This window comes from Pantoea sp. sgz302252, from assembly GCF_047713085.1.
GTDB lineage: Bacteria > Pseudomonadota > Gammaproteobacteria > Enterobacterales > Enterobacteriaceae > Scandinavium.
The window spans coordinates 35499-48040 of the sequence record NZ_JBLFJW010000018.1 but is presented as its reverse complement, the minus strand read 5'-3'; the positions used below and the strand labels follow the sequence as shown (position 1 = coordinate 48040).

The window sequence follows — 12542 nt, the reverse complement described above, 5'->3', positions numbered from 1 at the left end:
GATTATTGATAATTCACAGCGTCTTAACGGCGCTGTGAATTATCTGAAAAAAGGAATAATCCGCTTTTGTTAAGGTTATATTAATTTTACGATAGTTATTCTGTTCAGGTAAGAACAAATAAGCGGCTAGGGTAACGTGTTAAAATTAAATAATTTTTTGTTTTTTGTGTGGGTGTTTTCAGCACAATGGCTGCTTGCATCGTCTGCGCAGGCAAGCTTTACATCGACGGTGGGCGATGCTTTTTCAACGCTTGGGGATAACATCGCAGAAACCTGGCATACGCCTGAACATTACGATCTCTACGTGCCAGCCATCACGTGGCATGCCCGTTTTGCGTATGACAAAGAGAAAACCGACGAGTACAACGAACGTCCGTGGGGCGCAGGTTTTGGTCAGTCTCGTTGGGATGACAAAGGGAACTGGCATGGCCTGTATCTGATGGCCTTTAAAGATTCCTTCAACAAATGGGAACCGATTGGTGGCTATGGCTGGGAGAAAACCTGGCGGCCGCTGAACGATGATCAATTCCATCTGGGGTTGGGTTACACCGTCGGTGCCACGGCGCGCGATAACTGGAATTACATCCCGATCCCTGTTTTATTGCCGTTGGCTTCCATCGGTTACGGGCCAGCAACGTTCCAGATGACTTACATTCCAGGCACTTATAACAACGGTAACGTATACTTCGCCTGGATGCGCTTCCAGTTTTAGCGCCCAAAATGACGTACTGAGCGCAGTGGGGCCTGAGTTATGTTGAAAAACAACGACTAATTCCCGGGTTAACGAAAAATTAGAGACTTTTATCACTTTTTCGTTAACTTAAGCTGGACAAAAGGCCCCGCAATTGCTGTACTGTTAGCCGACACAGCATTTGTGTCCATTTTCATGTAAAGGTAATATTGATGTCTAAGATTAAAGGTAACGTTAAGTGGTTTAATGAGTCCAAAGGCTTTGGTTTCATTACTCCGGAAGATGGCAGCAAAGATGTATTCGTACACTTCTCTGCAATCCAGTCCAACGGTTTCAAAACTCTGGCTGAAGGTCAGCGTGTAGAGTTCGAAATCACTAACGGTGCCAAAGGCCCATCTGCTGCAAACGTAATGCCTATCTAAGCATTTCGACAGTAGAGTACAAAACCCGCTTAAGGCGGGTTTTTTTTGTGCTCAATTCAGCGCGCAGCGGAAAAAATCCAGAAGGCCATCGCCGTCATGGCGAACGATCCCAGCATGTTGACGGCGACGTTCAGCAGCGCCCAGCCAAATCGCCCATCCTGAAGTAAAAACACCACTTCTGCCGAAAAAGTCGAAAAAGTCGTTAACCCGCCACAAAAGCCGGTTGTGATAAGCAGCTTCCACATTGGGTCAATATGCGTCATGCGGTTAAACCACGCAAGCCCGGCTCCGATGATAAAAGCGCCCAGCAAGTTTGCTGTCAGCGTTCCCACGGGAATGGCATGATGCAGGGGGTTAAACCGCATGCCTAACATCCAGCGAGCCACGCTGCCGGTTCCCCCACCAATAAAAACGGCCAAAAGTAGTTGTAACACTGCCAATTCCTGCTATTTGAATAGTAAAAGAAATATCTTAGCGCCGGATATCGCCGATGGCTATGGTTAGAGACAACAGGAGAGCCTATGCGCGTTGCTGCTGGACAATTTGCCGTCACCCCTGACTGGGAGACGAATGCCCAAACTTGCGTGACCTTGATGCAGCAAGCTGCCACAAATGCTGCGGCTCTGCTGGTGCTACCTGAGGCGTTGCTGGCCCGTGATGATAATGACCCAGATATGTCGGTTAAATCGGCTCAGCCGCTGAATGGCGGCTTCCTGCGGCTCCTGCTTGAGGAGAGCAGCCGGAACGACTTAACCACCATCCCGACGATTCACGTCCCGACGAGTGAAGGAAGGGCGGCTAATACGCTGGTGGCGCTCAGGCGTGGCGAGATAGTGGCGCAATATCAGAAGCTACATCTCTACGACGCATTCCGAGTTCAGGAGTCAAAACGCGTGGATGCAGGCACCACGCTGCCAGCGTTGATTGAAGTTGGCGGGATGCGAGTCGGGCTGATGACCTGCTACGATTTGCGCTTTCCTGAGCTTGCACTGGCGCTGGCGCTGAACGGCGCTGAGATCATCGTGCTGCCGACAGCCTGGGTACGCGGGCCGTTAAAAGAGCATCACTGGGCCACGTTGCTGGCTGCCAGAGCGCTGGATACCACTTGCTACTTTGTCGCGGCAGGCGAGTGCGGCAATAAAAATATCGGTCAGAGCAAAATCATTGATCCGTTGGGCGTGACGCTTGCGGGCGCTGGAAGCTCACCGCAGATTATCTATGCTGAGCTGAGCAAGGACTCATTGCAGGAAATTCGGTCGCAATTGCCGGTGTTAAACAACCGTCGCTTTGCGCCACCGCAAATTATGTGATGTTTTTTTAATCAATGCTTGATTCACCTTGTTACAGATTGCTATTGTGTGCCGTCGCGAAATGACCGTTAATTAGCTACGGTTTTGATGGCGCGTTTTGTAGCCTGTTTTAATGAAGAAGGTATCTATGGGTGAGATTAGTATTACCAAACTGCTGGTGGTTGCCGCACTGATCGTGCTGGTGTTCGGTACCAAGAAACTGCGTACCCTCGGGGGTGACCTGGGATCGGCGATCAAAGGCTTTAAGAAAGCCATGAACGACGACGACACCACGGCGAAAAAGAGCGCTGAAGACGACGTTCCAGCGGAAAAACTCTCTCATAAAGAGTAAGGCGCGTTTCAAAACGACCAGCAACATTAAGAAGCCAGTCGTTTTTCTATCGCCGCAGAGTGATTCAGAGAGGCCACAACACACCCCGTTGCGGCCTCTTGTGTTTTTGTCTGTCAGAAAGTTGCAACCAACTGTTTCGCCGCTTGCTGGTGATCTCATTACTGTTCAATGGCAGCATCCGTAATCAGTGGATCCTCTGTACGTTCATTGGGCAAAAATAAAAAGGCCGTCACGTTGCCGCGATGGCCTTTTTAAAAGTATGAAGTCGTTATTTGACTTCCATTCCTTTCGCCTGCAAATCGGCGTGGTAGGAAGAACGAACGAACGGGCCGCACGCCGCGTGGGTAAAACCCATCGCCACTGCTTCTGCCTTCATCTCTTCAAACTCATCAGGGCTGACATAACGCTGTACCGGCAGGTGGTGACGGCTTGGCTGCAGGTACTGGCCCAGCGTCAGCATGGTTACGCCATGGCGACGCAGGTCGCGCATGACCTCAATGATTTCAGCATTGGTTTCGCCCAGGCCGACCATCAGGCCAGATTTCGTTGGGATATTCGGGTGCGCTTCTTTAAAGCGCTCAAGCAGCTTCAGCGACCAGTTATAGTCGGCTCCTGGACGAACCTGACGGTAGATACGCGGTACGTTTTCCAGGTTGTGGTTAAACACGTCTGGTGGCGTTGCGGTGAGGATTTCCAGCGCGCGATCCATACGGCCACGGAAGTCAGGCACCAGCGTTTCGATTTTAATGCTCGGGCTCTTTTCGCGAATGGCAGTAATGCAGTCTGCAAAGTGCTGAGCGCCGCCGTCACGAAGATCATCACGGTCTACTGAAGTGATAACCACATAGCGCAGGGCCATGTCAGCGATAGTCTGAGCCAGTTTCTGCGGCTCGTTGGCATCGGGGGCAACCGGACGGCCGTGAGCAACGTCGCAGAACGGGCAGCGACGAGTACAGATGGCGCCCAGGATCATAAAGGTTGCCGTGCCGTGGTTAAAACACTCGGCAAGGTTAGGGCAGGAAGCCTCTTCACACACGGAGTGCAGGCCGTTTTTGCGCATCGCGGCTTTAATACCCTGAATACGGGTGGAGTCAGCCGGAAGTTTGATTTTCATCCATTCCGGTTTTCTCAGCAGAGCTTCTCGCTCGGTCGCCACGTTTTTAACCGGGATAAGGGCCATTTTATCGGCATCGCGGTACTTAACACCGCGTTCCATCACAATGGGTTTACTCATAGCGTGCGTGTTCCAGTTGCGAGTAACGAAGGAAAGCGTTTCAATTCAAGGGAATGTTGTATTTATCAACTATTTTTGAATCTGATGGCTGGCAGTATACCATCAATAAGAGTGATAAGCAGCCTGCCAGCCCGGCAATTTGTAAACCAGATGTTGCTTTCTGTGCGCTTCGTTCGCACCCGGCAATGAAAAACGAGGGGCGATGGCGAGTTAAAACGCCTGGCGAATGGCGGTAATCACGCTTTGCAATACCGGATCACGCATACTGAGCTTGTTATAATGCAGTGAAAAATCGATCTCTTCTTCCCGCAGTGGCGCAAAATCCACGACCTGCAACGGCCAGCAGCGCGAGAACAGCGTAAAGAAGCGCGCAGGCATCAACCCGACCAGATCGCTGTTACCAATCAGCGCTGCTATCGTCACAAGATTGTAACTGCTGAAGCTGATTTGACGCTCCGGGAACATCTCGTGCACGCGTTTACGCAGCTCAGCATGCGCCGCACCTTCCATCTTCAGCAACGTGTACTCAAACTGGCTCAAGGACGCCTGCGTTTGCGGCACTTTAAACACCGGATGGCCTTCACGGGCAACAAAAACGATGCGATCGCTGTACAGCACGTGATGGCTTAATGTACGCGTGTCGTGAACATTGCTGTCGATAATTAAGTCAGTCTGAAATTGGCTCAATTGCAACCCAACATCGGTAACGGGAATATTGCGTAACAGCAACTGCGGGAACTGCTCTTTAATCGTTTGATAAATGGCTGGCATGACCACCGCGCCAACGCTGGGAGATGTCCCAATCGTGATAGTGCGCTGCTTGTCGTAGCTGCCAGTGAGATCGAGTGCGCCGAGAATGGATTCCAGGCCCTGGCTGATGTATTCATGCAGATGAGTGGCATAGGCGGTTGGCGTGACGCCCTGACCTTTACGGATGAAAAGCGGATCCGGAAATATAGTACGTAGTTTCTGAATGGATTGGCTAATAGCAGAGGGAGTGAGATTCAGAATTTTCGCAGCGTTAACGATGCCTTTATGTACATATACGGCCTCAAAAATCGTCAATAAATTGAGGTCGATATTTCGCAGGGTCCTGAAGATTTGCGGTGTATCATTCTCTCTTTGCGGATTTATTCGGCTTTCCGGCTGGTCGTTATATTCCACACTTGTACTCCGTATTCATTCACAATATGAATGATAGTTGAAAATGTTTTTATTGTTATTATGCTTTTGAGAGGCAATTTTATCGCGGAGACAGGATTTATTTCACTATTATCAATGATTTATATCTTGAACTGCGGAGCCATCTCGCTTTTTCGTGGTGTGTTAACGTAAAATTTTGTATGCGTCGTAGTAACTTCTTCGACAAGCGGAGAAAAAATATAGAAAGTTGTGATTAATGTAAAGGAAAACGAGGTAAAAGGGGTGTGGACCCGACAAAATATCAGGTCCTGCTGGATAATATATTAAGCTGTAATATATTTATGCGGTGGATTGTTTAGCAGTGCTAAAAAATGTCGGACCATCACTGGCGCAATATTTCCCGTTTTTGCCTCTGCAACCCAATGCTGCATTTGCGTCATTTCCATCCCCGCATAGCCACAAGGGTTAATACGCAGGAAAGGGGATAAGTCCATTGCCACATTCAGCGCGAGGCCATGAAATGAGCAGCCTTTGCGAATGCGTAATCCCAGCGAGCAAATTTTCTTTTCCCCGACATAGACACCTGGCGCATCTGCGCGCGGGTGTGAATCAATCCCAAATTCGGCCAGCGTATTCACGACGGTTTGTTCCAGTAGCGTGACCAGTTCGCGCACGCCGAGTTTACGGCGCTTCAGGTTGAGCAGAACGTACATGACTTGCTGACCTGGCCCATGGTAGGTCACCTGGCCGCCGCGGTCGCTCTGAATGACCGGAATATCGCCCGGCACCAGCACGTGTTCCGCTTTACCTGCCTGCCCTTGTGTGAAGACAGGTTCGTGCTCAACCAGCCAGATCTCATCGGGGGTTGATTCATCACGCTTATTGGTAAAGTCATGCATTGCCAGAGAAACAGGCTCATAAGGTTGGACGCCAAGCTGACGAACCAGCAGGGTATTCAGACTCAAAACGGCAACTCCGCGTAACGGGAAAACATAAGCGAGGAGTATATCACAGAGCAGAAGCGGCGTAGCCCGGCGAGCGCCGGGCTACGGGGATCACAGCACCATACGTACGATTTCGATATTGCCTAACTCTTCGTACAGCGCTTCGACCTGCTCAATGTGAGTGGCGGTAATGGTGATGGAGACTGAATGGTAGTTGCCTTTGCTGCTTGGCTTTACCTGCGGGGAGTAATCACCTGGCGCGTGGCGCTGTACCACTTCCACCACCTGATCAACCAGCTCAGGCAACGCCTGCCCCATCACCTTGTAGGTAAATGAAGTAGGGAATTCAAGCAGTTCGTTAAGTTTGGTTTTCATGTCAGCTCCGGTGGTTTAAAAAGACGACTCCCGCGGCGTGCCACAGGAGTCGTTATCGTGATGCTTAGTATATGGGGATGGAAATCACACTTTCAAGTGCGTATTTTTTAACCAAACCAGTGGTGGAACATTAATTTAATGTAATCAATCATCTTGCTGAAGAAGTTGCCTTCAGGGATTTCCTGCAGGACGACCAGTGGGCGTTGTTCAATGGTTTTGCCATCGAGCTGGAAGTTGATGGTACCGACCACCTGGTTTTTCTGCAGCGGTGCGTGCAGCTCGGCATTGTTCAGGACGTAGCTCGCTTTCAGGTCTTTCATACGACCGCGTGGGATGGTCAGATAAACATCTTTATCCACGCCCAGCGAAGCACGGTCGGTATCACCGAACCAGGCTGGCTCAGAGGCAAACTCTTTACCGGATGTGATTGGGTTGGCGGTTTCAAAGAAGCGGAAGCCCCAGGTCAGCAGTTTTTTACTTTCGGTTTCGCGACCTTTGTAGGTGCGGCCGCCCATTACGGCGGACACCAGGCGCATCGGGCCTTCGGTCGCAGAGGCTACGAGGTTATAACCGGCTTTATCGGTATGGCCGGTTTTGATGCCGTCAACGTTCAGGCTGTTGTCCCACAGCAGACCGTTACGGTTCATCTGACGGATGCCGTTGAAGGTAAACTCTTTTTCTCTGTAGATGGTGTACTCGTTTGGCACATCGCGGATCAGCGCCTGACCAATCAGAGCCATATCACGAGCGGAGCTATACTGACCGTCAGCATCAAGACCGTGTACCGTCTGGAAATGGGTGTTTTGCAGACCCAGCGCGGTGACGTAGCTGTTCATCAGACCCACGAACGCATCCTGGCTGCCAGCAACATAGTCGGCCATCGCCACGCAGGCGTCGTTACCGGATTGCAGGTTGATACCACGAATCAGCTGAGAAACGGGAACCTGCATGCCAGGTTTCAGGAACATCAGGGATGAACCTTTGAATACCGGGTTGCCGGTAGCCCAGGCGTCGGTGCCGACGGTGACGAGATCCGACTCTTTGAACTTACCTGCTTTCATCGCCTGGCCGATGACATAGCTGGTCATCATTTTGGTCAGGCTGGCCGGGTCACGGCGGGAGTCAGCGTTCTGCTCAGCCAGGACTTTACCTGAGTTGTAGTCGATCAGAATGTAGGATTCCGCGTCAATCTGCGGAACGCCCGGGATCATGGTTTTGATGTTCAGGTCATCAGCGTGGGCGGCGGTGGTCAGTGCCGCGACGGACAGCGCCGTGATAAGTAAACGAGCAGAAAAAGAGGTCTTCATGGTCAGAACAACGACATCCGTGATGGAGTGAAAAAAGTGCCTAACTATAGCATCTGCTATAAGGTCAGACATCCTGCATTGCGCGCGACTTTGTTAATGATTTTTACATACTCAGTGCGCCAGGATGCTTATCTGCCTTTAGTTGGCGTGTGTAATAAATGACTGCAGCTGCGCTTCGCTTTGCAAACGTTGTTGCAGAGAACTGGCATCCGCTTTGCTGTTAAACGGCCCTAACTGGATACGCCAGACCGCGCCGCTTTGCGTCACCCGGCCAGGTACAGAGAATTGCTGGCTGAGGCGCTGTTGATACTGTTGAGCACGAGCCTGATCGCTCACTGCACCCACCTGAACCACATAACTGCCGCTGGCGGCTGTTGAAGCGGCTGCAACAGGCACTGCGGTTGAAGCAACAGAACCCGGCGCAGTCACTGGCGCGTTTTGCGTGGCAGCAGGTTGCGCGGTTGGTTGAGGTGCCGGTTCGCTTCCTTCCAGTACACCGCTGTTCAGCGTTGTCGGTGCGCCAAGGAAGCCGCTGCTGTTCACCGGTGCGCCGGTGGCATCTTCCGGCTTCAGCGTATCGTTACTGATTGCGCGAACATCGCCCTGACCTGACTGTGGCTCTGGAGCAGAAGAAACGCTGCCCATGCCGCCGCTCAGATCCGGACGAGAGGGAAGGGCATAAGTCTGCTTCGCGATGGTGGTACAAGCCGTACCCGGCCCGGACATTGTGCCGTCCTGCGCTACAATAATCGGGTCAATACGTACTTTGGTGTTGTTGGACGTATTCAGACGATCGGCTGCGGCGCGGGAAAGTGAAATCACGCGATCGTTGCCGTAAGGGCCGCGATCGTTAATACGCACAATCAGCATGCGGCCGTTCGCGAGGTTGGTAATACGTGCGTAGCCTGGCACAGGCAGCGTCGGGTGAGCGGCGGTGAGTTGCATGGGATCGAAAGGCTCACCAGACGCCGTCAGGTTGCTGCCTGGTTCGGCATCATAAATGGCGGCAAGGCCCGCCTGACTAAAGTTCGACGGATCCTGGACGATTTTGTAATTCTTGCCGTCGCGCTGATAGTCCTGATTGACTGAAGGATTCTGAGGCTCGTAGCGAGGCTCGGCGCCGCTGATTTCGACCACCGGGCCATTACAGACCGCCGGCTTCGGTGCGCTGACAGTTTGCTGTGGCACGCCATCATCACTCGAACACGCCGCCAGTAAGCCTGCTGCGATACAGATACCAAGCCATTGTTTACGCATCATTGCGCACCTCTTATACGCTTTTCGACAACATTTTTCTGTGGGTATGTATCGACATCACGATACCAAACCCGGCCATCAGTACGATGAGAGCGGAGCCCCCATAGCTCACCAGCGGGAGCGGAACGCCTACCACCGGCAAAATTCCACTTACCATACCAATATTTACGAAGACATAAACGAATAAAATCAACATTAAACCGCCGGCCATCACGCGGCCAAAGGTGGTTTGTGCCTGAGCGGCTATCCACAATCCGCGCATGATGAGTAAAACGTACAGCGCGAGCAGAACCAGGAAGCCTATCAACCCCAATTCTTCGGCAAGAACGGCAAAGATAAAGTCAGTATGGCGCTCGGGTAAGAATTCGAGCTGCGACTGAGTGCCGTGCAGCCAGCCTTTGCCGCGCAAGCCGCCGGAACCAATGGCAATTTTCGACTGAATAATGTGGTAGCCCGCGCCCAGCGGATCGGTTTCCGGATCGAGCAACATCATCACGCGCTGGCGCTGATAATCGTGCATCAGGAAGAACCAGAGTATCGGAATAAAGGCCGCCACCAGCACAACAGCAACGCCGATCAGACGCCAGCTAAGCCCGGAAAGGAACAGCACAAACAGGCCGGAAAGGGCAATAAGAATCGAGGTGCCCAGGTCTGGCTGTGCCGCCACTAACAGCGTTGGCAGGAAAATCAGCACCAGGGCAATCGCGGTGTTTTTAAGCGTAGGCGGGCAAACATCGCGGTTGATGAAGCGCGCCACCATTAACGGTACGGCAATCTTGGCAATCTCAGAAGGCTGGAAGCGCACTACGCCCAGGTCAAGCCAGCGCTGTGCGCCTTTAGAGATGGCACCGAAAGCATCCACCGCGACCAACAGCACAATACAGAAGATATAGAGCCAGGGCGCCCAGCCTTCGTATACGCGAGGCGGGATCTGCGCCATGACGACCATAATAACCACGCCCATCGCAATCTGGCCGATTTTGCGTTCCATCATGCCGATGTCCTGGCCGCTGGCGCTCCAGATGACCAGCGCACTGTAGGTCAGCAGCGCCAGCAGAATGAGCAGCATGGTGGGGTCAAGATGGATCTTTTCCCACAACGACTTTTTGTTCGGGTTATCCGTCATGTTTATTGGTCCTCCGCGGCTGCGGCTACCGGATTTTCTGCCGGCAGGACGGTGTTGTTATCACCGAGCATAATATGGTCAAGGATCTGGCGCATGGTCGTGCCGACCGCTGGGCCAGCACCGCCGTTTTCCAGAATGATGGCGACCGCCACTTTCGGGCTACCGTAAGGGGCAAAGGCCGTCATCAGTTTATGGTCACGTAAACGTTCGGCAATGCGATGCGCGTTATAGGTTTCGTTGGCTTTCAGGCCAAAGACCTGTGCGGTACCTGATTTTGCTGCAATCTTGTAAGGCGCGCCTGCGAAGTATTTATGTGCCGTGCCGTTTGGACGGTTGGCTACACCGTACATCCCGTCTTTGGCAATCTCCCAGAAGCCGGAGTGAATATTACCCACGGGCGCTTCATGCGGTTGTTCCCACGGCACTTGCTTGCCTTCCTCGGTAGTACTCATTAACAGATGAGGCACTTTCACCACACCATCGTTAATCAGGATCATCAGCGCTTTGCTCATCTGAATCGGCGTGGCTGTCCAGTAACCCTGGCCGATCCCGACGGGAATGGTATCGCCCTGATACCATGGCTTTTTAAAGCGTTTGAGCTTCCATTCACGGGTTGGCATGTTCCCGGAACGCTCTTCAGAAAGGTCGATGCCGGTGTAATGACCGTAGCCAAACTTGCCCATCCATTCGGAAAGCCTGTCGATCCCCATGTCGTAGGCGACTTGATAGAAGAAGGTATCGGCGGACTCCTCAAGCGCTTTGGTGACGTTCAGGTGGCCGTGGCCCCATTTTTTCCAGTCGCGATAGCGCTTGTCGGAACCCGGTAACTGCCACCAGCCTGGGTCAAACAGCCCGGTATTTTTGGTTATCACGCCTGCGCTCAACGCAGAGACAGAAACATAAGGTTTAACTGTGGATGCTGGCGGGTAAACACCTTGTGTGGCGCGGTTCACCAGCGGCGTGTTCGGATCGTTCAACAGCGAGGAGTAATCCTTGCTGGAGATGCCATCCACAAACAGGTTTGGATCGTAGCTTGGCATCGACACCAGCGCCAGAATGCCGCCGGAACGCGGGTCGGTGACCACCACGGCGGCACGACTGCCGGCCAGTAGCGTTTCAATGTACTGCTGAAGTTTCAGGTCGAGCGTCAGGTAGATATCGTGCCCGGCCTGTGGGGGCACTTCCTTCAACTGGCGGATCACGCGACCACGGTTGTTGACTTCAACCTCTTCGTAACCGGTTTGACCGTGAAGCACATCTTCGTAGTAGCGCTCGATGCCGAGCTTACCGATATCGTGCGTTGCGGCATAGTTTGCCAGCTTGCCTTCTTTATCGAGGCGGTCCACGTCTTTGTCGTTAATTTTCGACACGTAGCCAATGACGTGCGTCAATGCGGAACCATAAGGATAGTAGCGGCGTTTATAGCCTTTCACTTCCACGCCCGGGAAACGGTACTGGTTGACCGCAAACCGTGCGACCTGAACTTCCGTCAGGTTAACCTTGACCGGAATGGAGGTGAAGCGATGCGAGCGGGCACGCTCTTTTTTGAAATTGACGATGTCATCATCGGTGAGGTCGACGACGCTGCGCAGATCGTTAAGCGTCTGCTGGAGGTTGTCCACCTTTTCAGGCATCAGTTCAAGCTGGTAAATCGTGCGGTTCAACGCCAGCGGTGTGCCGTTACGGTCATAGATGATACCGCGACTGGGCGGAATAGGGACCAGCTTAATGCGGTTTTCGTTAGAGCGGGTTTGATAGTCAGTAAAACGAACGATTTGCAGACTATAGAGATTAACAACCAGCACGCCACTGAGGATTAAAATCCCCGTAAAGGCGACTACTGCCCGGCGCACGAAGAGCGCAGACTCAGCCGTATAGTCGCGAAAAGAATTCTGTAATTTCATCCGCTGCTTAATCTACTCTGGTCATCATTACTCGCGGTGGTAAGGGTGATTGGTGGTGATGCTCCACGCCCGATAAAGGCTCTCTGCCACCAGCACTCGCACCAGCGGGTGAGGAAGGGTCAGCGCGGAGAGGGACCAACTTTGTTCTGCGCTGTCTTTACAGGCAGGGGACAACCCCTCCGGGCCACCGATAAGCAGGCTGACATCACGGCCATCCTGCTTCCAGCGCTCAAGCTCAACGGCAAGCTGCGGCGTATCCCAGGGTTTACCCGGAATATCCAGCGTGACAATGCGATTTTTGCCTGCCGCAGCCAGCATCAATTCGCCTTCTTTATCCAGAATCCGCTTAATATCCGCATTCTTACCCCGTTTGCCGGCAGGAATTTCTACCAGCTCAAACGGCATATCTTTGGGGAAGCGGCGCAGGTATTCCGTGAAACCGGTTTGTACCCAGTCAGGCATTTTGGTTCCGACGGCAATGAGCTGCAGCTTCACGCA

General features: G+C 52.5%; 14 protein-coding genes. 4 read left to right on the top strand and 10 right to left on the bottom strand.

Going from position 1 to position 12542, the window contains the following annotated elements; translation table 11 throughout:
* The first annotated feature begins 157 nt into the window (after positions 1-157).
* Positions 158-712: a lipid IV(A) palmitoyltransferase PagP gene (gene pagP / locus ACLW56_RS14725; protein ID WP_415377866.1), complete on the top strand. Its 555-nt coding sequence runs from the start codon at positions 158-160 to the stop codon at positions 710-712.
* Positions 713-903: 191 nt separating this feature from the next.
* Complete coding sequence (cspE, locus tag ACLW56_RS14720; RefSeq protein ID WP_004100146.1) at positions 904-1113, top strand: transcription antiterminator/RNA stability regulator CspE; 210 nt, start codon at positions 904-906, stop codon at positions 1111-1113.
* Between the two features lie 56 nt (positions 1114-1169).
* Here the strand turns inward: cspE and crcB are convergent, their stop codons facing one another.
* The gene (gene crcB / locus ACLW56_RS14715) at positions 1170-1547 is read right to left on the bottom strand and encodes a fluoride efflux transporter CrcB (RefSeq protein WP_330984501.1); all 378 of its coding nucleotides are present in this window, start codon (positions 1545-1547) and stop codon (positions 1170-1172) included.
* An 87-nt stretch (positions 1548-1634) separates the two neighbouring features.
* On the opposite strand from crcB, the gene ACLW56_RS14710 reads away from it, so the two are divergent.
* Positions 1635-2423 carry a deaminated glutathione amidase gene (locus ACLW56_RS14710; RefSeq protein ID WP_330984500.1) on the top strand — a complete coding sequence of 263 codons (789 nt, stop codon included), beginning with the start codon at positions 1635-1637 and terminating at the stop codon, positions 2421-2423.
* Between the two features lie 127 nt (positions 2424-2550).
* Positions 2551-2754, top strand: a complete 204-nt coding sequence (gene tatE, locus ACLW56_RS14705) for a twin-arginine translocase subunit TatE (RefSeq protein ID WP_330984499.1) — start codon at positions 2551-2553, stop codon at positions 2752-2754.
* A 268-nt stretch (positions 2755-3022) separates the two neighbouring features.
* Here the strand turns inward: tatE and lipA are convergent, their stop codons facing one another.
* From lipA to rlmH, 9 genes are all read right to left on the bottom strand, one after another.
* The gene (gene lipA / locus ACLW56_RS14700) at positions 3023-3988 is read right to left on the bottom strand and encodes a lipoyl synthase (protein WP_330984498.1); all 966 of its coding nucleotides are present in this window, start codon (positions 3986-3988) and stop codon (positions 3023-3025) included.
* A gap of 210 nt (positions 3989-4198) precedes the next feature.
* Positions 4199-5152, bottom strand: coding sequence for a YbeF family transcriptional regulator (locus ACLW56_RS14695; protein WP_330984497.1), 954 nt, complete (start codon positions 5150-5152; stop codon positions 4199-4201).
* Positions 5153-5454: 302 nt separating this feature from the next.
* Complete coding sequence (gene lipB / locus ACLW56_RS14690; RefSeq protein ID WP_330984496.1) at positions 5455-6096, bottom strand: lipoyl(octanoyl) transferase LipB; 642 nt, start codon at positions 6094-6096, stop codon at positions 5455-5457.
* A gap of 90 nt (positions 6097-6186) precedes the next feature.
* Positions 6187-6450 carry a DUF493 family protein YbeD gene (ybeD, locus tag ACLW56_RS14685; RefSeq protein ID WP_330984495.1) on the bottom strand — a complete coding sequence of 88 codons (264 nt, stop codon included), beginning with the start codon at positions 6448-6450 and terminating at the stop codon, positions 6187-6189.
* 107 nt (positions 6451-6557) lie between these two features.
* Positions 6558-7757, bottom strand: a complete 1200-nt coding sequence (gene dacA / locus ACLW56_RS14680; RefSeq protein ID WP_330984494.1) for a D-alanyl-D-alanine carboxypeptidase DacA — start codon at positions 7755-7757, stop codon at positions 6558-6560.
* A 138-nt stretch (positions 7758-7895) separates the two neighbouring features.
* On the bottom strand, positions 7896-9014 hold the full coding sequence (gene rlpA / locus ACLW56_RS14675; RefSeq protein WP_330984493.1) for an endolytic peptidoglycan transglycosylase RlpA: 1119 nt from the start codon (positions 9012-9014) through the stop codon (positions 7896-7898).
* Positions 9015-9027: 13 nt separating this feature from the next.
* Positions 9028-10140 carry a peptidoglycan glycosyltransferase MrdB gene (gene mrdB, locus ACLW56_RS14670; RefSeq protein WP_330984492.1) on the bottom strand — a complete coding sequence of 371 codons (1113 nt, stop codon included), beginning with the start codon at positions 10138-10140 and terminating at the stop codon, positions 9028-9030.
* A 2-nt stretch (positions 10141-10142) separates the two neighbouring features.
* Positions 10143-12044, bottom strand: coding sequence for a peptidoglycan DD-transpeptidase MrdA (mrdA, locus tag ACLW56_RS14665; RefSeq protein ID WP_330984491.1), 1902 nt, complete (start codon positions 12042-12044; stop codon positions 10143-10145).
* A gap of 27 nt (positions 12045-12071) precedes the next feature.
* Positions 12072-12539 (bottom strand): 23S rRNA (pseudouridine(1915)-N(3))-methyltransferase RlmH, encoded by a 468-nt coding sequence (gene rlmH, locus ACLW56_RS14660; protein WP_330984490.1) that lies wholly within the window; start codon positions 12537-12539, stop codon positions 12072-12074.
* Positions 12540-12542: the final 3 nt, after the last annotated feature.

Bases quoted from the DNA above. Each gene is read 5' to 3' on its own strand.
- cspE (WP_004100146.1), top strand. From the start codon at position 904: ATGTCTAAGATTAAAGGTAACGTTAAGTGGTTTAATGAGTCCAAAGGC.
- ACLW56_RS14710 (WP_330984500.1), top strand. From the start codon at position 1,635: ATGCGCGTTGCTGCTGGACAATTTGCCGTCACCCCTGACTGGGAGACG.
- tatE (WP_330984499.1), top strand. From the start codon at position 2,551: ATGGGTGAGATTAGTATTACCAAACTGCTGGTGGTTGCCGCACTGATC.
- lipA (WP_330984498.1), bottom strand. From the start codon at position 3,988: ATGAGTAAACCCATTGTGATGGAACGCGGTGTTAAGTACCGCGATGCC.
- ybeD (WP_330984495.1), bottom strand. From the start codon at position 6,450: ATGAAAACCAAACTTAACGAACTGCTTGAATTCCCTACTTCATTTACC.
- dacA (WP_330984494.1), bottom strand. From the start codon at position 7,757: ATGAAGACCTCTTTTTCTGCTCGTTTACTTATCACGGCGCTGTCCGTC.
- rlpA (WP_330984493.1), bottom strand. From the start codon at position 9,014: ATGCGTAAACAATGGCTTGGTATCTGTATCGCAGCAGGCTTACTGGCG.
- mrdB (WP_330984492.1), bottom strand. From the start codon at position 10,140: ATGACGGATAACCCGAACAAAAAGTCGTTGTGGGAAAAGATCCATCTT.
- mrdA (WP_330984491.1), bottom strand. From the start codon at position 12,044: ATGAAATTACAGAATTCTTTTCGCGACTATACGGCTGAGTCTGCGCTC.